Raw genomic sequence first — 20770 nt, 5'->3', positions numbered from 1 at the left:
AGACAATGTATAGTGGATTAAATTTAAACCAGTACGGCGTTGCCTCGCCTTGCCGTACTATTTGTACTGTCTGCGGCTTCGTCGCCTTGTCCTGATTTAAATTTAATCCACTATAAAGCAGCCATGCCGTCTGAAAACCGTTCAGACGGCATGTTTTTTGGACGGCGTGGTAAATCGGTTTACGCCCACAAGCCCTGCTGTTGATTTTTCGGCACAAGGCGGCCGACACCGATACCGATGAGGCGGAACGCGTCTTCCGTCTGCGGCGGGACGCGCGCCATCAACATTTGCGCAGCCTGCAGCAGAGCTGCGCAGTCGGGCAATGCGGAGGAATAAGTCAGCGTGCGCGTGATGATGCGGAAATCGTAGGTCTTCAGCTTGAGCGTTACGCTTTGGGCTTCGACGTTTTTGCGCGTGATTTGCCGCCACAAGTCTTCGGCAAGATGGTGCAGGTGTCCGGCAGCATGCTCGAGCGGCAGGTCTTCGGGCAGGGTGATTTCTGTGGAGATTTGGAGGCATTCTCGTTCGGCTTTGACGGGGCGTTCGTCCGTACCGCGCGCCAAATCATAGAGGCGGTAACCGTAGCGTCCGAAATGGTTTAAGAGCTCGCCGCGCTCGAAACGGCGCAAGTCGCCCGCCGTCTGCATACCCAGCGACTGCATTTTTTTCAGCGTTACCTTGCCCACTCCGGGGATTTTGCCCAAAGGCAGGGTTTCCAAAAATGCCATGACTTTGTGCGGCGGCAACACAAACTGCCCGTTCGGCTTGCGCCAGTCCGACGCGATTTTCGCCAGAAATTTGTTCGGCGCGATGCCTGCGGATGCGGTCAAACCCGTTTCCGCAAAAATGGCGGCACGGATTTCTTTGGCAACTTCGCTGGCGTAAGGGATGTTTTTGAAATTACGGGTAACGTCAAGATAGGCTTCGTCCAGCGACAGGGGTTCGATTAAATCGGTATAACGCCTGAATACGGCGTGAATCTGCGCGGAAACCTGACGGTACAAGTCGAAATGCGGCGGCACATACACCGCTTGCGGACACAGCCTTTTCGCCGTTGCCACCGACATCGCAGAATGCAGCCCGAACTGCCGTGCCTCATACGATGCGGCGCAAATCACCGAACGCGCGCCCTCCCACGCGACGACCACCGGCCGCCCTTTCAAATGCGGCTGTTCGCGCAGCTCTACCGATGCGTAGAATGCGTCCATGTCGATGTGGATGATTTTGCGTGAAGACATCGGCTCTGCTGAGGATAAAAGGGATATTCTACTGCCGGCATCGGGCAAATTCCAAATATACGCCCCGATAGGCTTGCCTCCATAAAAATGCCGTCTGAAACATACCCTGTTTCAGACGGCATCCGCAAAACTACGGTTTTCAATTAAAACTGCCAATCCAGTTTCATGCTGACAGTACGCGGCTCTCCATAGAAGTTGTTTGCGCCGCGCGTACGGTTGTAGTTGTTCTCAAAATAAGTGCGTCCGTTTAAGTTCGTACCGATGAGGCTCAATTTGGCGTGTTTGCCCAATTCGTAACGGACGAAACCGTCTATCAGCCCGTAACCGCCCTGACGGATGTTGTACAGACTGCTTGTGCCGCTTTGTGCGGACACGCCGCCGCCAACGGTCAGCCCCGTATTCGGTATATGGAAGCTCGTTCCGAAACGGAATATATGCACGGGTGTGAAATTGCTGAAATTGTACGGCTCTGCACTGGAATTTTTGGCAAGGCGTTCGGCATTGACTTCGGCTGCATTCTTATACCGGCTCTTGTTGTAGGTATAGCCTGCGAAGACTTTCCAATCTTCGCTCAAATCGCCCGACAACTCGAATTCCGCACCCCTGCTGACCACTTTGCCTATCGGTTTGGCAACGGTTTGGAACGACCCCTGCTTACCGCTTGCTCCGGGAACATAGCCGAAATCGACGACCGTGCGGTTTTTCTGTTCGAGGTAAAACAATGCGAACGAAGCATTCAGCCGTCCTTGCAAGAACGCGCCTTTCCAGCCTACCTCATAGTTTGTGCCGACCAAAGGCGGTAAAACGGTTTTGGCACTGACATCGACATTATCCTGCTGTTTGAAGATTTTGGTATAACTTCCGTAAATACTCTGTTGCGGTGTCAAGTCATAGGTGATGCCTGCATAGGGCGTCAATTTATGACTTTGCATCTTGGCCGTGTAATGGTCCTGATCCGCCTTAATGCTCGATGCCGTCTGAAAATCGCTTGCCGGCTGCCCATAGCGGACAGGCATATCTTTGGTTTGCGAGGTTTCATAGCGCGTGTAGTGCAGCCCGCCCAAAAGGTGCAGTCGGCCGGTTACGTTGAAACGCGTGCTGGCAGTCAGCGAATGGGTTTTGTTGGTGTTGAGGTATTTGGCGTAGTTATACAGCGCAGGAACATGGTCGTCGGCCACTTTGACGGTTTTCCAAACCGGCACCGTACCGGAAAAACCGGTAAAGGCAGGCGTGCCGTCGGGATTGGTCTCCTGAATCTTGTTGCCTTTTTCGTCCAGCTCATATACATCGACATATACCGGTGTCCGGCTGCCGCTGTATTCGTCATAGTAATACACCTGCTTGCCTTCGGCATCGAGCTTGGGCTCGGTTTTTATTTTCTTGGCGTTCCTGCATTCTTCGGCATAAACGGTACGGTTGCCTTTTTCATCGTACGCCTGCCAATCGGGTTCTTTATGCCCCCTGACCAAAGGAGATGACAAATCGCCGTCCGGCTCCTCCTGACAACTTCCCGCATACACGCCGTGCGTTGCCCCCGTATTCGGACGTACTCTGTGGCGGCGTTCGTAGATTTCCAGATATTCGGAACGTATCTTTTCATCGCCGTAGGCATAGCCGACAAAGAAATCATGTTCCCGCCCGAACAGCCCGTATGTGCCGGTCAGGTCAAGTTTGATTCCCCATTGGCGGTCGTCTTTGGTATGCCGCAACGGCATATAACTGTATCGTCGGTTGGCGGTAGCCTTCCGATTAAAGGAAGAGTCATACAGGCTGTTTGGAAAACGTTGTGCCGCATTATTAAAGATGCCCTCCTTTGCAAGGGCTTTATCGACAAATTCCGACTTATCGGCATCAACGCCCGGATCCCCCCAAGAACCTTGACAGATAAAGTCCAGCGCAAAAGGGGCACTCATACACTCGTCAAAACCGGCTTTGCGTTCTGCGGCACGGCGGCTGCGATACTGTTCGAAAGCAGTATTATCGAAACGGTTTTTAACAAAATCGTCTTTGCGCTCCCGGTATTCCTTGGCGGTTTCGTCACGATATGCTTTCAGTTTCTCCAATGCCTTATCTTTCGGCTCGAACGGGATGACTTCGTTTTTTTCGGTCAAAAAGCCTACCGCATCCTCACCCGACAAACCTGCCGCATGTTCGTTTTTCAGAAAAAACTGCCCCACCTTCGCATCGGATTCATTCTTGGTATAAGACACTTCGGCATTGAGCTGCCAACCGTTGTCAAACACATGTTTGAAACCTGAGAAAAGGTTGTATTTGTCGGCACTCAACCGCGACCAATCCTCCCCCAAATAAGTGTTGCGCGGCAGTTGCAAAGGTCGGTTGCAGGCAAGCGTTGAACTGAACGGGGCGGTTTTCTGATTTTCACAGGGCAAAATAATACCCGAAAAATCAGGGACCTCCCTACTCTTCTGATACATACCGCCCAAAGTAAGCACACTGCTGTCGCCCGCATCGGCTTCGGCAATGCCGTAAACCATATGTTTCCTGCCCCAAACGCGGTCTTTAAACGATTTTTTATACTCTTCCGCACCCACCAACCTTCCGCGTAAGGTATTCGCCTTATTCAGGCTGCCTGAAACATCCAACACTGCACGCCGGCTGCCACGATGGTCGACGGTCAGCTCTCCGGTATGTTTGAAAGAAGCGGTAGGTCGCTTACGGATCAAATTGACGGTTCCGCCCGGCTCTGAATTAGATTGGGTCAACCCCGTTGCACCCCGTACAACTTCAATATGGTCATAAACCGCCAAATCGGTACTCGGAGACACGTCAATTTTCGCTGTATATCCCGAACGGCCTGCAACATTGACGGTAATACCGTCTTCACCAATCTGATCAATATAGAAACCGCGTGACAAAAACCGCGTCTGCAAGCCTGAATCGCGCACAACGTTGACACCCGTCGTGTTTTTCATTGCCTCTTCAAGCGTATGCACCGCCTTATCGTCAAGGCGACTGCGCGTGATGACGCTGACCGACTGCGGCGTATCCTTGCCCGCAATCCTCATACCTGTGGCGGTGGACATCCGATCTATCGTATAAGAACGGGTCTTTTCGGTCTTGCCCGACAAAGCATGAGAGCCACGTACATTGACCGTATCCAGACTGACGGTATTGCCGTCTGAAACAGGCACAACACCGTCTGCAAAAGAACCACCGTAAGCCGATAACAGCATAACGGTCAGAATTTTAAGTGAAAAATGATTTTGATTCATAGAGACCTCTGTAATATGCAAGTGTGCAAATCGTCCAAAGGCCCTCACAACTGTTTTGATTTTTTATATTAATTGAAAAAAATAATTCTCAATTAAATTTATAGATGCGGATTGTATTCCCATTTTGACAAAAAACAAACCGCTCCTTACCGTTTATTTCAAAAAACGATAACATTGTATTGAAAAATATCCGAATTTAAATACAGACCGTCAATGCGGAAAAAAACACCCAAATTGGCTATAATCCCGACAAACACACTTAAGGACAACAACATGGCAGCCTCGCCCGAAGCAAAATTCACTGAAGAAAAGATTTTGTGGGTCAAACACCACACGCCGAAACTGATCACTTTCGCCATCAGCCGTCCCGAATCCTACCGTTTTAAAGCGGGACAGTTCTCCCGACTCGGTTTCTACGAAGGTGAAGGCTTTATTTGGCGTGCCTACTCCATCGTTTCCGCAGAATATGCAGACACGCTCGAATATTTTGCCGTACTCATCCAAGACGGCCCCATGTCGGCCCGTTTCGCCAAAATGCAACAGGGCGACACCATCCTGCTCGATAAAAATGCCACCGGCTTCCTCCTGCCTGAACGCTTCCCCGACGGCAAGGATTTGGTGATGCTCTGCACCGGCTCCGGCATCGCCCCCTTCCTTTCCATTCTCGAACAACCTGAAATCCGACAGCGTTTCGATACCGTCAACCTGATACATTCCGTATCTTTTCCCGAAGAATTGATTTTCAACGACCGGCTCGCCGCATTGTCCGAACATCCCCTGGTAGGTGAATACGGACACTCGTTCCGTTTCGTCCCTGTTACCACCCGTGCCGCCAACCCCTCGGGCTTAAGCGGAAAACGCATTCCGGAACTCTTAAAAAACAACAGCATCGAAAAGGCGCTGCATACCAAGTTCACCCCGGAATCCACACGGTTTATGATTTGCGGCAACCCGGAAATGGTCAAAGACACTTTCCAAACGCTGCTTGACATGGGTTACGCCATGCACCGCAACCGCATTCCCGGTCAAATCATGATGGAAAACGGCTTCTAAAAACCACCCTGCTTGTCCGATGCCTTCGGATGGACGGGCAAACCGACACGGCACGAAAACCGCGTCGGCAAAAATGCCGTCTGAAAAAGTTCAGACGGCATCTTCGGACACATTACCTGCAAACGGCAACACATTCCAACCCAAACCGATTAGGCAATCAATACGAACGGCTGTTTACATACTTGTCGGCTTTCACCAACCGGTATCGATTTAACCGATTTCCTTAATATTTTTCCTGTCCGTTTTAAACTTCGTCTTAAACGCATCCGGTAAATCTTTATCGAAATACCAAAGCCCGTCATCCATTTCCAATGCGCCGCCCATTCCATGCAGAACGACTTTTTCCCCCGTTAAAGGATCGGTTTCGGTAATTTCCACCTCATGCATTTTTCCCCAATCCAAAACAGGCAACTTGTGTGCAAACGCCAAAACCTGTTCGTCAGAACGGCCGCACGCCTTATCGCATCGGCCTGAAACATATACGGGACAAGGCTCATCCTCTGCATAACCGTCCGGAAGGATACCGGCTGCGGCAGGACACAATCCGTATGTTTCCGCCCACGACGACAAAGCCCGTCTCGCCGCCTTTTTATTGGCAAATAATCCGGTAGGCGGATTATCCGTCACACCGTTTTTCAAAGCCGCTGTTTTCGCATTCAACATGCCGTCTGAACCTTTTTCAAACCTGACGGTCGTAAATGTTTTAAGCAGATTTTTGGCAGATACATAACAACCCGAATGATAACGCCCGACCAATTCCGCTTTAATCTTATATGCATGCAGGCTGCCCAATGCGGGAAAAAAATGGACTTCCTCCGTATTGCACCAATCAAACGGGGCTTTTCCGGAATCCAATAAAGCCGAAACCTCGCTATATACCCGTTCAAACGTACCGATGTAATTTACTTTCCCTCCGCCGTCGAAACAAGCCAGCACCCCCATACCGTCAGGCAAACCGTACAACTGTTGCCTCAACCGTTCGGGCAGCGCGGCAGGCAGCGGTTTCGGATTCATCAAACGGAAACACTGCCTGATCCATGCCTCAACCCCATGTTCCGACAGGCTGTATTCCAAATAATCACACAATGCCGATACATCCGCCATCGCACGATGCCTGTCTTCCACAACAATCCCCAACCTTTCGATGATACTGTCCAGGCTGTGCTTGTAAAATTGCGGATACAGACACCGGGACAGCTGCACACTGCACAAAGCAGGCGATGAAAATCCGATACCCGCACGATGAAACTCATGCTTTAAAAACGTATAGTCGAAACGGCTGTTATGTGCAATCAACACACAACCCTTCAATACCGAAAACAACTCGCCGGCAATCTCTGCAAAAACAGGTGCGTCGGCAACCATGCCGTCTGAAATCCCCGTCAGCCCCGCCACAAACTGCGGAATAGGTTTTTGAGGATTAACCAGCCACTCATGCCTCACCACCCTTCCCTGCTCAAACTTGACCAAAGCCACTTCGGTTACCCTGTCTTCATACAGATTGCCGCCCGTCGATTCCAAATCAACCACGGCAACAGGCATTCCAAACCGTAAAAATACCTTTTCCAGCAAGGGCCAGCGAGAAGCAACAATCATTTTATTCTCTTTAAATTCAAACAACAAACCGATATTTTACACTTTTAAGGCATTTCATCCAACAAAACAATTGACAGAATCCGATGATTACCCTAAAATTCAAATCTTTCTTGCAGCGCACCCGTAGCTCAGTTGGATAGAGTATCTGGCTACGAACCAGAGGGTCGGGCGTTCGAATCGCTCCGGGTGCGCCAGTAAGAAAATACAATATGCGCCCATCGTCTAGCGGTTAGGACATCGCCCTTTCACGGCGGTAACCGGGGTTCGATTCCCCGTGGGCGTGCCAAATTCCAAATCCCTGAGGTTATACCTCGGGGATTTTTATTGCCTCGGCAACTCGTTACCATATCTTTACCTACCCCTTCATCAGAATCTCAGACATAATCGAATCATATTCAAACCTTTGCTGTGTAAACTGATATCCCATAACCGGATGCAGTGTCCGTTAAACACTTTATCCGATTGGTACAGATATAACAGCATATTCCAAAGCTCCTTCTGCTTTTCTGTTTACCGCTGCAATATTTAGAGTATAATACCAAATTTGAGCAATGGTTCTAAAACAGTTAGAACCATTTTTCATGAGCCTGACTGATTCGTATACTCGGAGAAACTGATGCAGAATATTTTTGACCCTTTGATTATTCGTGGAAAATCCCTTATCCCTATCGTGCAAGGCGGCATGGGGGTCGGTGTTTCCGCATCGGGTTTATCTAGCGCGGTGGCGCGTGAAAACGGTATCGGAACGATTGCCAGTGTGGATTTACGTCACCTTCACGAAGACCTGCTCGCCGAATCCCAAATCAATCCGAGCGAGGAGAAATATACGTCTTTGAACTGTACCGCATTAGACAGGGAAATCCAAAAAGCCAAAAGTGCTTCAGAGGGAAAAGGACTGATTGCGGTCAACGTGATGAAGGCGGTCAAAGACCACGCCGCGTATGTCCGCCAGGCTTGCGAATCAGGGGCGGATGCAGTCGTGATGGGTGCCGGTCTGCCTTTAGACCTGCCGGAAATGACCGAGGGCTATCATAAAGATGTTGCCCTGCTACCGATTCTATCCGAATCGCGCGGTATTAATATCGTTTTGAAACGTTGGATGAAAAAAGGCATATTGCCCGATGCGATTGTAGTCGAACATCCTGCCCACGCGGCCGGACATTTGGGTGCATCAACCGTTGAAGGCGTAAACGATGCTAAATTCGACTTTAAACGCGTGATTGAGGAAACGTTTGAAGTCTTCAAAAGTTTAGGGCTGGAAAGCGAAAAAATCCCGCTTATTCTTGCGGGAGGCATGGCAAATTTTGAAAAAGTCAAAACCGCCCTAAAGAACTGGGGAGCCTCCGCCGTTCAAATCGGTACCGCTTTTGCCGTTACCGAAGAAGGAGATGCACATCTTAACTTCAAAAAAACGCTTGCCGGTGCGGAAACTGAAAAAGTAGTCGAATTTATGTCTGTTGCCGGTTTGCCGGCACGCGGCGTACGTACCAAATTCCTAGACAGCTACATCAAGCGTGAAAGCAAACTTCAGGCAAACGCCAAAGCCGACCCGCGCCGCTGTACCCAAGGTTTAAACTGCCTGACCAGCTGCGGCCTGCGCGACGGGCTTGCCAAAGCAGGGCAATTCTGTATTGATATCCAGCTTGCTGCCGCATTCCGTGGAGAAGTGGATAAAGGCCTGTTCTTCAGAGGTAAAGACCCTCTCCCCTTCGGCAATGCCATCCGCACCGTCCGTGAGACGATACAATATCTGCTGACGGGGAGCGAACCTGTTGCAACAGTAGGACGCTGATGTCAAAACAGCCGATACCGTAGAAAAATGCCGTCTGAAAATTTTCAGACGGCATCTCTTTATTTGCTTTCAGTATTATTGAAGAGTTTATCCATCGGGGTCAAATCGGCCGCATTGCCTTGGCTGGTAATCCATTTGTTTTCCACGCGCCACATCCCTGCCGCATCCTCTACGCGCAAATACCAGTGGTTGGTCGGCGGAAGGGTTTTAAACACCGCTTCATATTCCGCCCTATCGTTTTGCACGCCGCCGACAGGCTTAAGGTTTACGGTTTGATCGTCCGCCTTGCGGGTCGGATGCATCAACAGCAGCTTCAACGGCTGATTCCCGTCAAATTCGCCGCTGACGAACACCTTTGCCGCATTCATATCGGGGGAAATGAGGACCTGTACCCGGATATGCCGTCTGACAGCCTCTTCATCCCGATGGAGCTGGATGTCGATATTTTTGCCGTCCTTATAATAATCGTCCGTAACCAAATCTGTCGCGTGCTGCTGTGCGACAAAAAACATGGCGACACTGGCGATGACGACAAAAATCGGACCCGCCATCAAGACCCACGGCCAGACGTGTTTGTACCAAGGCTTGATTCGACTGTTTTGAGACACTGTTATTCTCCGATGAAGGTTGCATCTTCTTCCAAAACAACCGGCTTGCCGTCTGATGCACCGCTTTCCCGGTATTGGAAGATAAACTCGATAGGATGACTGCCTTTGTCCGCGTATTCCGGAATGGTAGACACTTGTACAGGAAGGGTTACCGTTTCGCGCGGAGCCACTTTTATACCGCCTTCGGGCAGCCCGGTCAGGGCTATTTCGTCAAATCCTTTGACACTTGCGGTAATCAGCTGTTCTTTTTCACTGTTGTTGATGATACGGAGGCTATATGCGTTTTCCAGCCAACCTTTGGCATTTTCGCGCACCATTACGCCGCGGTCTTTCAGAATATCGACTTCGACCATTTTGCGCGTGGACAAACCGACCAGGAAGGCAATGATAACTAACGCCAACACCGCACCGTAACCCGCCACGCGCGGCCTGCGCAGCCGTTTTTTAATATCTTTTTCGGAATACTCGTGTTCCAACGCACCTTCTGTCGTATAACGGATTAATCCGCGCGGATAGCCCATTTTATCCATAATCTCATCACACGCGTCGATACATGCGGCACAACCGATACATTGATATTGCAGGCCGTTGCGGATATCGATACCGACAGGGCAGACTTGAACGCACATCGCACAGTTGATACAGTCGCCCAAACCGGCCTCTTCCTTATTAACCGTTTTCTTGCGGGCTCCGCGCGGTTCTCCGCGTTCCGTATCATAGGAAATAATCAGCGTGTCTTTGTCGAACATCGCGCTTTGGAAACGTGCATACGGACACATATGCAGGCATACTTTTTCGCGCATAATGTGGGCAAAAAAGAAGGTCATGAAACCGTAAAATGCCGCGGCAAACATCGCGCCGCCACCTGCTGCTCCGGTGAATAAATCGGGAACAAACTGGCGGATAGGGACAAACCAGCCCGCAAAAGTGATACCTGTCCACGCACAGACAAGGAAAATCAGTAGGTATTTGGTGGCTTTAATGCGGATTTTAGTAAAATTCCAAGGCGATTTTTCCAGTTTTAAACGTTTGTTGCGGTCGCCTTCAACCAAGTTGTCGATCCAAAGCATGATTTCGGTGTAAACCGTTTGCGGGCAAGAATAGCCGCACCACAAACGACCGGCAATGGTTGTCCACCAAAACAATCCGAATGCGCAAATCATCAACAGCAGAGCGAGGTAAATCAAATCGCCCATACCCAACGACAATCCGAAAATGAAGAAATGACGGTCGGGGATATTAAATAAAACCGCCTGACGGCCACTCCAGTTGAACCACGGAATGACGTAAAACACAAACTGCGTCGCCAACACTGCGGCGATACGCAATTTGGCGAACCGCCCTTCCGCTTTTTTCGGATGGATGCGTTCGCCTTCGGGATGGATTTGAATCACGCTGGCACGCGGATCAAACGTTTTTTTCACTTTCGGTGCAGCTTTTGTTTTTTCGGACGGGCTGTGCTCGGTTTCCGGATTACCGGCTTGATTTTCCGTGGTCATGCTACGTTCCTTGATTTTTGATTAATGGTTTGTCCGTCATGGCTACTGTTTTCTTTTCAGACGGCATTTTGCTTTTTTTTTGATATCTTTACGTTTTAATATTCTCAGAAAATATATTTTTCTCAAAATACATTCTTGCTATTGTACAACTTTATGCACTTATTTTGATACGCAAAAAGATAAATATCCGAACAATACCGCCCCCAAATACGCCGCCCCTTCACGGACAAAACTATATGTGCTGAAAACTTCCTTATTTGAATATAATTAAAAAACAACGGGTAAGAAATAAATAGGCAAATGACTGCAAAAAACGTCGATACCCCATCATAAACAAACTCTATTTATTCAATAAATAATTTGTAACACTTTGTTTTCAAAAGTATAGAACCACCTTTCACATTCAGGCTGAAACCGACATCCCGATACCCGGAGCATATATCCTTCCGGCACAGCAGTACCGCCTACCCCTCCTTTTCTTGAAAGCATATGCGAATCGGGCGATAATCAACGCCGTCTAACCATCCGCTTATCCAAAACACCAGCAAGGAAGATATAAAATGTCTCAACTGGCAAACGCAATCCGTTTCCTCTCCGCAGATGCCGTTCAAAAAGCAAATTCCGGCCACCCCGGCGCGCCTATGGGCATGGCGGAAATGGCAGAAGTATTGTGGACGAAATTCCTGCATCACAATCCCGCCAACCCCAAATTCTACAACCGCGACCGCTTCATCCTCTCCAACGGCCACGCATCCATGCTGTTGTACAGCCTGCTGCACCTGACCGGCTACAACCTGAGCATTGAAGACCTGAAAAACTTCCGCCAGCTGCACAGCAAAACCCCCGGCCACCCCGAATACGGCTACACCGACGGCGTGGAAACCACAACCGGCCCGTTGGGACAAGGCATTGCCAACGCAGTGGGCATGGCATTAGCCGAAAAAATCCTTGCCGCCGAGTTCAATAAAGACGGTTTGAACATTGTCGATCACTACACCTACGTCTTCATGGGCGACGGCTGCCTGATGGAAGGCGTATCGCACGAAGCCTGCTCACTCGCCGGCACTTTGGGTCTGGGCAAACTGATTGTTTTATATGATGACAACAATATTTCCATCGACGGCAAAGTGGACGGCTGGTTTACCGAAAACATCCCGCAACGCTTTGAAAGCTACGGCTGGCACGTCGTTCCCAACGTAAATGGTCATGACACCGCCGCCATTCAAGCCGCTATCGAAGCCGCCCGCGCCGAAACCGGCAAACCGTCCATCATCTGCTGCAAAACCTTAATCGGCAAAGGCAGTGCCAACAAAGAAGGCAGCCACAAAACCCACGGCGCACCTTTGGGCGCGGACGAAATCGAAGCCACACGCAAACATCTGGGCTGGGCTTACCCCGCCTTTGAAATCCCGCAAGAGATTTACGACGCATGGAGCGCGAAAGAACAAGGCGCGAAACTGGAAGCCGACTGGAACGAACTGTTTGCGCAATACCAAGCCAAATATCCTGCCGAAGCCGCAGAATTCGTGCGCCGCTTGGATAAAAAACTGCCGGACAATTTTGATGCATACGTTCAAGCCGCATTGAAAGAAGTATGCGACAAAGCCGAAACCATCGCCACCCGCAAAGCCAGCCAAAACAGTATCGAAATTCTTGCCAAAGCACTGCCCGAACTGGTAGGCGGTTCTGCCGACCTGACCCCGTCCAACCTGACCGACTGGTCAAACAGCGTCTCCGTTACCCGTGACAAAGGCGGCAACTACATCCACTACGGCGTGCGTGAGTTCGGCATGGGCGCCATCATGAACGGCCTTACCCTGCACGGCGGCGTGAAACCCTTTGGCGCGACCTTCCTGATGTTCAGCGAATACGAACGCAATGCCTTACGCATGGCGGCACTGATGAAAATCAACCCCGTCTTCGTCTTCACCCACGATTCCATCGGTTTGGGCGAAGACGGCCCGACCCACCAACCCATCGAGCAAACCGCCACCCTGCGCCTGATTCCGAATATGGACGTATGGCGTCCGTGCGACACCGCCGAATCTTTGGTAGCATGGTCTGAAGCCGTTAAAGCAGCCGATCACCCGTCCTGCCTGATTTTCAGCCGTCAAAACCTGAAATTCCAAGCGCGCAACGAACAACAACTGAACGACATCAAACGCGGCGGCTACATCATCAGCGAAGCCCAAGGCAACGCCCAAGCCGTCATCATTGCCACCGGCTCAGAAGTCGAGCTGGCTTTGGAGGCGCAAAAAGCCCTCGCCGCGCAAAACATCGCCGTACGCGTCGTTTCCATGCCGTCCACCAACGTCTTCGACCGCCAAGACGCCGCCTATCAAGCCGCCGTTCTGCCCGAAGGCCTACCGCGCGTTGCCGTAGAAGCCGGACACGCCGACGGTTGGTACAAATACGTCGGTCTGAACGGCGCAGTCGTCGGCATCAACCGCTTCGGCGAATCCGCCCCCGCTGATCTGCTGTTCAAAGAATTCGGCTTTACCGTGGACAATGTGGTCGATACTGTGAAATCAGTGCTGTAACCCCACACCTGAACAAATGTCGTCTGAAACCAATTAGGGCTTCAGACGGCATTTTTATATTCTCGCTGCCATGATGCTTTCTCATCCCACCAATCTCCATTATAATATTTGCGAATCGCTCTTATTCACATTTAAAAAGGAGAAACGCATGAGCACCCGTACCGAACACGACACCATGGGCAATGTCGAAGTCCCGTCCGAAGCCTATTGGGGCGCGCAGACCCAGCGTAGCCGCAACAATTTCAAAATCGGCGGCGAAACCCTGCCGCAGCCGCTGATTTATGCTTTGGCGCTGGTGAAAAAAGCCGCCGCCGCCACCAATGTTTCCCTCGGCAGGATTAAGCCTGAGCAGGCGGATTTGATTACGCAGGCGGCGGATGATGTGTTGAACGGCAAGCTCGACGGGCAGTTCCCATTGGTAGTGTGGCAGACCGGATCCGGCACGCAATCCAATATGAACATGAACGAAGTGCTGGCGAACCGCGCCAACGAAATCGCCGGTACGGGTTTGGCGGCGTACCAGCCCGTCCATCCCAACGACCATGTGAACCACGCGCAATCGACCAATGACGCGTTCCCGACCGCCATCCACGTCGCCGCCGCGATTGAAATCAACCGCCACCTTATTCCGGCGGTAAAAGCCTTGCGCGATACATTGGACAAAAAAGCCAAAGAATTCGCCCCTATCGTCAAAATCGGTCGCACCCATTTGCAGGACGCGACGCCGCTGACTTTGGGACAAGAATTTTCTGGCTACGTTTCCCAGCTCGATCACGGTTTAGGCCGTCTGAACGATGCACTTAAAGACTTGTGTGAACTCGCTTTGGGCGGCACCGCAGTCGGCACGGGTTTGAACAGCCATCCTGAATACGCCGAAAAAGCTGCCGCCAAACTCGCCGAATTGTCTGGCTTGCCGTTTGTCAGCGCGCCGAACAAATTTGAAGCCTTGGGCGGACGAGATGCCGCCGTTGCCGCTTCAGGCGCATTAAAAACGCTGGCGGCAAGCCTGAACAAAATCGCCAACGACATCCGTTGGCTGGCAAGCGGCCCGCGTTGCGGCTTGGGCGAAATCAAAATCCCCGAAAACGAGCCGGGTTCGTCCATCATGCCGGGCAAAGTCAACCCGACCCAATGCGAAGCGATGACCATGGTGTGCTGCCAAGTGTTCGGCAACGACGTTACCATCGGCATGGCGGGCGCGTCGGGCAATTTCGAGCTGAACGTCTATATGCCCGTCATCGCTTACAACCTCTTGCAATCCATCCGCCTCTTGGGCGACGCGTGCAACAGCTTCAACGAACACTGCGCCGTCGGCATCGAACCCGTGCCGGAAAAAATCGACTATTTCCTGCACCATTCCCTGATGCTGGTTACTGCGTTAAACCGTAAAATCGGCTACGAAAATGCCGCCAAAGTCGCCAAAACCGCTTATAAAAACGACAAATCGCTGCGCGAAACCGCCATCGAATTGGGCTTGTTGACGGGCGAAGAGTTTGATGAGTTGGTCGTTCCTGCCGATATGGTTCATCCGCGCTAATCTTTCCCTCAAATAAAATGCCGTCTGAAACCTCGTTCAGACGGCATTTTCCGTGATAAGCACACTATCGTATACATTACCGGTACTTAAACAACCTGTCTCCGACTGCCGCCATGACCGCACCCCCTACCACGACGAAAGCACCGGCATAAGCCAAACCATTCATATCCGGTGCGGAAAAAATATCAGGCATAAGATGGTGTCCGAGTATGGAAAACATCATGGTAAAGACAGGAATCAGGGTCGTAACCACACTGACTTTGGAAGCCTCCCAGTGTTTCAATGCCTCGCCGAACGAACCGTAACCGATCAACGTATTCATGCAGCAATAGGCAAAGAATGCCCATGCCGCCACGCCCTTCAAACTGCCTATGTTCGCCGGTTCGGCAAAAGGCAGGAGCACGGCGGCACTTACCGCATAAATCAGCATCAAAATCTGTTGCGAGCTGAATTGTACCGACAACAGCTTCTGTGCCACGCCGTAGCATACCCAAACCGTACTGCCTGCCGCGCACAGCAACACGCCTTGCGCATACGCGCCCAAACCCGACAATTCTCCCAATTTATCGTTGAAAAACATAAATAGACCGATTAACAGCAAAACCAAACCGATTTTCTGTGCGGCAGTCATCCTGTCTTTGAACACCACCACGCCGACAAAAATCATGGTAAACGGCGAGAGCTGCCACAAAACCTGCGTCGTGGTCGGCGAAATATAATGCAGGCCTTGGGCTATCAGCACAAAGTTTGCCGAAATGCCGGCCACACCGAGCAATAACAGCCTAAACGTCCGCCAAGAAAAATTCCGGCGCTTCGGCAGCCTCCCCGCCGCAGCCAAAAAAAACAGCAGCACGGATGCCGCCACGGTAAAGCGTATCCACACCAATGTCGGCGCATCAATGAATTTCAGTACCTGCTGCGCGGCAATGGGCAGCGTCCCCCAAGTTGCCGTAGCCAAAAGTGCCAACAAAAAACCCAAAGCAGGTCTTTGGTTTTCCATATTTGTTTTTCCTCTGTTTACCCGATGCCGTCTGAAAGCCCTTTTCAGACGGCATCAACTGCTTACTCGGCTTCCCAGTAATCGATATACAGCTGCAATTCGAGATTGTTGCGCCATTCGTTGGCCACGGGGCGGTAAACCGTGCGGATGTATTCGGGAATGTCTTCGCTGCAACGCCAAAACATGGCTTCAAATTCGTAGCCGTCTTTTTGCAGCCAGACTTTTTTATGTTTGCCTTCCGCGCCCAAAGGCTGCTGGCGGACAACATGAAATTCGTCGGTAAAACTCGGCGGAGCGAAGCCTTGTCCCCAAACGTGGCGGGCGAGGTTTTGCGCCTGTTCCAACGTGATGTCGCGGGCAGGCAGGCTGCCGTCGGTGATGAAGGTTTGCGACAAATCGTCTTCGCACACCATCTCGCGCACGGCTTCTTCAAAGGCCGTCTGAAACGCGGGAATATTGTGTTCGAGTATGCTCAAACCCGCCGCCATCGCGTGTCCGCCGAATTTCAAAATCAAATCGGGATGGCGTTTGGACACCAAGTCCAAAGCATCGCGCAGGTGCAGATTGGGAATGGAGCGTCCCGAACCGCGTACTTCGCCGTTGTCGGCAGGCGCAAACACGATGGTCGGTCGATAAAAACGGTCTTTGAGGCGGCTGGCAACGATGCCGACCACGCCTTGATGAAAGTCATCGCGATACGCCACCAAAGTCGTCTGACCTGAAGGCAGGGTTTCAGGAAAAGCATTCAGCGCGTCTTGCAGCATAGACTGCTCGATTTCGCGGCGCTCGATATTGAGATTGTTTAACTGAGCCGCCAGTTCCTGCGCTTCGGCATCATCTCGCGCCAACAGGCAGGCAATGCCGACCGACATATCGTCCAGCCGTCCGGCCGCATTGATGCGCGGCCCCAGCGCAAAGCCCATATCAAACGGCTGAGCCTTGCGCCAATCCCGTCGCGCCACTTCAAACAAGGCGCGGATACCGGGGCGCATTTTGCCCGAACGCATCCGTTTCAAACCTTGAGACACGAGGATACGGTTGTTGTGATCGAGGGAGACGACGTCGGCAACGGTACCGAGTGCGACCAAATCCAAAAGGTCGCCCAGATTCGGCTCTTTTAGGCCGTCTGAAAAATAATTGCGGCGGCGCAGTTCGGCACGCAAAGCCATCAGTACATAAAAAATCACGCCCACGCCCGCCAAGCTTTTGCTTTGGAAACCGCAGCCTTTTTGGTTCGGATTGACGATGATGCAGTCGGGTACGGTCTCGGCAGGCAGATGGTGGTCGGTCACAATCACATCCAAACCCAAAGCCTGCGCCCGCGCCACGCCTGCAATACTGGCGATACCGTTATCGACCGTAATCAGCAAATCCACACCTTGCTCTGCCGCGATTTCAGCCAGCTCGGGCGTTAAGCCGTAGCCGTGTTCAAAGCGGTTGGGCACGAGAAAATCCACTTTCGCCCCCATCGCCGCCAAACCGCTCATACCGACGGAACACGCCGTCGCGCCGTCGGCATCGTAGTCGGCGACAATCAGGATTTTTTCCTGACGCTCAACCGCATCCGCCAAACGTCCGGCGGCGGCTTCGCAGTTTGTCAACGTTTGATACGGCAAAAGCTCAGCAAGCTTGTCGTCCAACTCGGCCGGACTTTGCACACCTCGCGAGGCACAAAGCCGGGCGATTAAAGGATCGGCACCGGCGGTGAGCAAATGATTAAAAACGTCGGTATTGACGGATCGGGTTTGAATTTTGGCTGACATGACGAAGTTTTTTCAAGATATGATGAGGCTGAAATGCCGTCTGAAAGCTTTTCAGACGGCATTGCTGTTTATTTGCGGGCGGCATCCACGGCTGCGCCCAGAGCCGCCGCAGGCAAAGCCAGTACCGCGCCCGCCGCATCCAGTATCAAAAAGGGGGGCGTATATAAGATATTTACAAACAGCTTGGATTTGTCGGTATGTTTTTCCGTAACCGTGTAATAAATATCGGCAGGCACACTTTGCTCAAAATGATAATCGGCGTTCAGTTTTTGCGGCGTGGCGTAGTATTTGCCTTTTGCGGATACGCAGCGCGTGTAAATGGTCCGATTGTCGAGTTCGACCGCTTTAAACTCAAGCTGTTTCAGCTTGGCGATGTCGGCAGGTCTGTCGGTATCGTAGCGCAGGCAAAGGTCGTCGGTACTGAAATTCTGGCTGCCGGGCGATTCGAGTTTGACCGGCAGGGCTTGGTAGGCAAAGCGTGGGTTGGGCTGAACCATTTGGAAGGGTTTGTCTAACCCAATCTTCAAAATGCCCGTCAGCTTCGCCGAATCTTCAGGATTGACGACGAACCAGTATTTCCCGCCCATCATCACCAGGCTGCCCTTTTCCAATTGGGCATTGTCTTTGGCAACCACACCGAAGGCGCGGATTTGGTCTTTGTCAACGTGTTTATAGGCGGTCGTTTCGCTGAACGGGTCGTTCATGCCCCACATCATTGCCGTACAGCCGTTCAACATCAAGGCTGCCGCTAAAACGGCGGCGGTCGTTTTACGGAACAACATTTTATCCTCCAATCCGAATAACGGCGGATGCCGTCTGAAAATATGCCTAGGCTTCCCCTGTTCCGCCTTGGCTTTCCATAACGGTTTTCAATTCTTGAAACAGGGCGCGGAAATTTTTCGGTGGTTTGTTTTGCTCCTGCTCTTTTTTGGTATTGCGGATGAGTGTCCTCAGCTTGCCCGCGTCCGCATGCGGAAAATCCGACATAAACTGCGTCAACGCGCCGTCGTCTGCCAACAGCCGTACGCGCGCCTGTTCCACACGTTGCAAAAAGGCATTGTGCGCCGCATCGTCGCCGCGCAGCTTGGCAAGAAACGCCTCGATGGGCGCGGGATCGGTATCGCGCATCAGCCTGCCGATAAATTGCGCCTGCCGCTTGAGCGCACCGTTGGATGTGATTTTTTTATAGGCGGTTACCGCCTCGTACAAATCCGCATCCAAACCGATTTTTTTCAGCGTATCGTTTGAGAGCTTGGTCAACGCCATGCCCAAATCCTGCAAATCGTTCATCTGCTTTTTCATTTGGGTTTTGCTGACCCATTCATCTTCTTGTTCAAACATCTTGGTTCTCAAATTTTATCCGATAGGCGCATTTTAACAGAATGATTCCGCGTTCAGACGGCATTTTTCCCCATGCGCCTTTTAACTGGTACTTTTGCCCCTGCCGTCCGAAACGGTTAAAATGCCGCAACGCTCCACCAAGAAAGATTTCTATGCTGTTCAACCACACCGCTTCCGAACTCCTCGACCTCTGCCGCCGCACGCTCGACTTGGCAAAAGCGACGGGCGCAACCGCCGCCGAAGCCGACTTCAGCGAGTCGCTCGGTCAAAGCGTCAGCGTGCGCTTGGGTGAAATCGAACAAATCGAGTTCCAGCAGGACAAGTCGCTGGACATTACCGTTTACGTCGGCAAACGCAAAGGCCGCGCCAGTACTGCCGACTTCTCCGAAAAAGCCCTGCAAGACACCGTCAAAGCCGCCATCGACATCGCCCGCTACACTGCCGAAGACGATTGCGCAGGTTTGGCAGACGCTTCGCTTATGGCGCAATACGTCGGCAACCTCGACCGTTACCACGAATGGGATTTAAGCACGGAAGCCGCCGTCGAGTTGGCAAAACAATGCGAACAAGCCGCCCTGAACGAGGATGAGCGCATCGAAAACTCCGAAGGGGCGGCGGTACAAACCGGACATTACCAATACGTTTACGGCAACACCCACGGTTTTGCCGCACACCAGCAAGGCACGCGCCACAGCATTTCATGCAGCGTCGTTGCCGCCGACGAAAACGGCATGCAGCGCGACTACTGGTACGATTCCTCCTGCCGCCATCAAGACATGGACAGCCCGGCGCAAATCGGTCAAACCGCCGCCGAACGTACCTTACGTCGTTTGAACAGCCGCAGCATTCCGACCGGAAGCTACCCCGTCCTATTCGATGCGACCGTTTCGGGAGGTCTGATCGGACACCTCGTCGGCGCACTGTCCGGCGGCTCGCTCTACCGCCAAAGCAGCTTCCTGATCGACAGTATAGGCAAACAGGTTCTGCCCGATTTCCTCAGCCTGCGCGAAGAGCCGCATATTCCCCGCGCCTTCGGCAGCACCTATTTCGATTCCGAAGGCGTCGCCACGCGGCCGCGTTTCGTTATCTGCGACGGCATTGTCGAAGGCTATTTCCTCAGCAGTTATAGCGCGAGAAAACTCGGTATGCAGACCACGGGCAACGCCGGCGGCGCGCACAACCTTTATTTGAACCATACGCACGAAACGCAATCAGACCTGCTGAAAGAAATGGACACGGGATTGTTGGTAACCGAGCTCATGGGGCAAGGCGTAAACGCCATTACCGGCGACTACTCGCGCGGTGCGGCGGGTTTTTGGGTGGAAAACGGCATCATTGCCTACCCCGTCCATGAAATCACCGTTGCCGGCCGCCTTCAGGATATGTACCGCAACATCGTCGGCGTGTCCGATGATGCCTTACGCCGCTCGTCCAACCAAATCGGTTCTATCCTGATAGGAAGCATGACGGTTGCCGGCAACTGAAACCCCAACCGGATGCCGTCTGAAAACAAAGGGCCGAACCTGCAGCGGTTCGGCCCTTTGTTGATACATCATTTCTTTTAGATTTC

At 51.9% G+C, this 20770-nt stretch carries 14 protein-coding genes, 2 tRNA genes and 1 pseudogene; 7 read left to right on the top strand and 10 right to left on the bottom strand.

The window, feature by feature from the left end; genetic code table 11:
• Window position 1: 1 nt before the first annotated feature.
• The 3 genes and pseudogenes from BBW69_RS02145 to BBW69_RS02135 all read right to left on the bottom strand — a co-directional run.
• Window positions 2-118, bottom strand: a pseudogene (locus tag BBW69_RS02145) (IS5/IS1182 family transposase); the annotation flags it as partial.
• A gap of 61 nt (window positions 119-179) precedes the next feature.
• On the bottom strand, window positions 180-1238 hold the full coding sequence (gene dinB, locus BBW69_RS02140; RefSeq protein WP_188210245.1) for a DNA polymerase IV: 1059 nt from the start codon (window positions 1236-1238) through the stop codon (window positions 180-182).
• Between the two features lie 143 nt (window positions 1239-1381).
• Window positions 1382-4471 carry a TonB-dependent siderophore receptor gene (locus BBW69_RS02135; RefSeq protein WP_101145974.1) on the bottom strand — a complete coding sequence of 1030 codons (3090 nt, stop codon included), beginning with the start codon at window positions 4469-4471 and terminating at the stop codon, window positions 1382-1384.
• Between the two features lie 273 nt (window positions 4472-4744).
• Here BBW69_RS02135 and BBW69_RS02130 point away from each other — a divergent pair, with 273 nt between their 5' ends.
• Window positions 4745-5524 carry a ferredoxin--NADP reductase gene (locus BBW69_RS02130; protein WP_101145972.1) on the top strand — a complete coding sequence of 260 codons (780 nt, stop codon included), beginning with the start codon at window positions 4745-4747 and terminating at the stop codon, window positions 5522-5524.
• 210 nt (window positions 5525-5734) lie between these two features.
• Here the strand turns inward: BBW69_RS02130 and BBW69_RS02125 are convergent, their stop codons facing one another.
• Window positions 5735-7120 (bottom strand): PolC-type DNA polymerase III, encoded by a 1386-nt coding sequence (locus tag BBW69_RS02125; RefSeq protein WP_223169907.1) that lies wholly within the window; start codon window positions 7118-7120, stop codon window positions 5735-5737.
• A 117-nt stretch (window positions 7121-7237) separates the two neighbouring features.
• On the opposite strand from BBW69_RS02125, the gene BBW69_RS02120 reads away from it, so the two are divergent.
• The 3 genes from BBW69_RS02120 to BBW69_RS02110 all read left to right on the top strand — a co-directional run bounded on the left by BBW69_RS02120 (window position 7238) and on the right by BBW69_RS02110 (window position 8912).
• Window positions 7238-7314: transfer RNA gene (locus BBW69_RS02120), tRNA-Arg, on the top strand.
• Between the two features lie 17 nt (window positions 7315-7331).
• Window positions 7332-7406: transfer RNA gene (locus tag BBW69_RS02115), tRNA-Glu, on the top strand.
• A gap of 330 nt (window positions 7407-7736) precedes the next feature.
• A complete protein-coding gene (locus BBW69_RS02110) occupies window positions 7737-8912 on the top strand; it encodes a nitronate monooxygenase family protein (protein WP_107819648.1) in 1176 nt (391 codons plus the stop codon).
• A gap of 59 nt (window positions 8913-8971) precedes the next feature.
• Here the strand turns inward: BBW69_RS02110 and BBW69_RS02105 are convergent, their stop codons facing one another.
• Window positions 8972-9520: a FixH family protein gene (locus tag BBW69_RS02105; protein WP_188210244.1), complete on the bottom strand. Its 549-nt coding sequence runs from the start codon at window positions 9518-9520 to the stop codon at window positions 8972-8974.
• A gap of 2 nt (window positions 9521-9522) precedes the next feature.
• On the bottom strand, window positions 9523-11019 hold the full coding sequence (gene ccoG, locus BBW69_RS02100; protein WP_188210243.1) for a cytochrome c oxidase accessory protein CcoG: 1497 nt from the start codon (window positions 11017-11019) through the stop codon (window positions 9523-9525).
• A 560-nt stretch (window positions 11020-11579) separates the two neighbouring features.
• Here ccoG and tkt point away from each other — a divergent pair.
• Both tkt and fumC read left to right on the top strand, forming a co-directional pair.
• A complete protein-coding gene (gene tkt / locus BBW69_RS02095; protein ID WP_188210242.1) occupies window positions 11580-13559 on the top strand; it encodes a transketolase in 1980 nt (659 codons plus the stop codon).
• A 148-nt stretch (window positions 13560-13707) separates the two neighbouring features.
• Complete coding sequence (gene fumC / locus BBW69_RS02090) at window positions 13708-15096, top strand: class II fumarate hydratase (RefSeq protein WP_188210241.1); 1389 nt, start codon at window positions 13708-13710, stop codon at window positions 15094-15096.
• A 76-nt stretch (window positions 15097-15172) separates the two neighbouring features.
• Here the strand turns inward: fumC and BBW69_RS02085 are convergent, their stop codons facing one another.
• The 4 genes from BBW69_RS02085 to yjgA all read right to left on the bottom strand — a co-directional run bounded on the left by BBW69_RS02085 (window position 15173) and on the right by yjgA (window position 19200).
• Window positions 15173-16096: a DMT family transporter gene (locus tag BBW69_RS02085; protein WP_188210240.1), complete on the bottom strand. Its 924-nt coding sequence runs from the start codon at window positions 16094-16096 to the stop codon at window positions 15173-15175.
• A 62-nt stretch (window positions 16097-16158) separates the two neighbouring features.
• Window positions 16159-17859, bottom strand: a complete 1701-nt coding sequence (recJ, locus tag BBW69_RS02080) for a single-stranded-DNA-specific exonuclease RecJ (RefSeq protein WP_188210239.1) — start codon at window positions 17857-17859, stop codon at window positions 16159-16161.
• A 68-nt stretch (window positions 17860-17927) separates the two neighbouring features.
• Window positions 17928-18641 (bottom strand): hypothetical protein, encoded by a 714-nt coding sequence (locus BBW69_RS02075; protein ID WP_188210238.1) that lies wholly within the window; start codon window positions 18639-18641, stop codon window positions 17928-17930.
• A 46-nt stretch (window positions 18642-18687) separates the two neighbouring features.
• Window positions 18688-19200: a ribosome biogenesis factor YjgA gene (gene yjgA / locus BBW69_RS02070; protein WP_107996968.1), complete on the bottom strand. Its 513-nt coding sequence runs from the start codon at window positions 19198-19200 to the stop codon at window positions 18688-18690.
• A 152-nt stretch (window positions 19201-19352) separates the two neighbouring features.
• On the opposite strand from yjgA, the gene pmbA reads away from it, so the two are divergent.
• The gene (pmbA, locus tag BBW69_RS02065; protein WP_111726634.1) at window positions 19353-20684 is read left to right on the top strand and encodes a metalloprotease PmbA; all 1332 of its coding nucleotides are present in this window, start codon (window positions 19353-19355) and stop codon (window positions 20682-20684) included.
• Window positions 20685-20770: the final 86 nt, after the last annotated feature.

Origin of the sequence: Neisseria sp. RH3002v2f (assembly GCF_014596375.1) — a bacterium.
In the GTDB taxonomy this organism is placed as follows: Bacteria; Pseudomonadota; Gammaproteobacteria; order Burkholderiales; family Neisseriaceae; genus Neisseria; species Neisseria cinerea.
Note: the sequence above shows the minus strand (reverse complement) of the source record. Positions and strands in the feature narration are given on the sequence as shown.

Excerpts from the sequence above, each read along its gene's own strand:
- pmbA (WP_111726634.1), top strand. The coding sequence starts at position 19,353 with ATGCTGTTCAACCACACCGCTTCCGAACTCCTCGACCTCTGCCGCCGC.
- BBW69_RS02085 (WP_188210240.1), bottom strand. The coding sequence starts at position 16,096 with ATGGAAAACCAAAGACCTGCTTTGGGTTTTTTGTTGGCACTTTTGGCT.
- dinB (WP_188210245.1), bottom strand. The coding sequence starts at position 1,238 with ATGTCTTCACGCAAAATCATCCACATCGACATGGACGCATTCTACGCA.
- yjgA (WP_107996968.1), bottom strand. The coding sequence starts at position 19,200 with ATGTTTGAACAAGAAGATGAATGGGTCAGCAAAACCCAAATGAAAAAG.
- BBW69_RS02125 (WP_223169907.1), bottom strand. The coding sequence starts at position 7,120 with ATGATTGTTGCTTCTCGCTGGCCCTTGCTGGAAAAGGTATTTTTACGG.
- tkt (WP_188210242.1), top strand. The coding sequence starts at position 11,580 with ATGTCTCAACTGGCAAACGCAATCCGTTTCCTCTCCGCAGATGCCGTT.
- BBW69_RS02130 (WP_101145972.1), top strand. The coding sequence starts at position 4,745 with ATGGCAGCCTCGCCCGAAGCAAAATTCACTGAAGAAAAGATTTTGTGG.
- recJ (WP_188210239.1), bottom strand. The coding sequence starts at position 17,859 with ATGTCAGCCAAAATTCAAACCCGATCCGTCAATACCGACGTTTTTAAT.
- BBW69_RS02110 (WP_107819648.1), top strand. The coding sequence starts at position 7,737 with ATGCAGAATATTTTTGACCCTTTGATTATTCGTGGAAAATCCCTTATC.
- fumC (WP_188210241.1), top strand. The coding sequence starts at position 13,708 with ATGAGCACCCGTACCGAACACGACACCATGGGCAATGTCGAAGTCCCG.
- ccoG (WP_188210243.1), bottom strand. The coding sequence starts at position 11,019 with ATGACCACGGAAAATCAAGCCGGTAATCCGGAAACCGAGCACAGCCCG.
- BBW69_RS02075 (WP_188210238.1), bottom strand. The coding sequence starts at position 18,641 with ATGTTGTTCCGTAAAACGACCGCCGCCGTTTTAGCGGCAGCCTTGATG.
- BBW69_RS02135 (WP_101145974.1), bottom strand. The coding sequence starts at position 4,471 with ATGAATCAAAATCATTTTTCACTTAAAATTCTGACCGTTATGCTGTTA.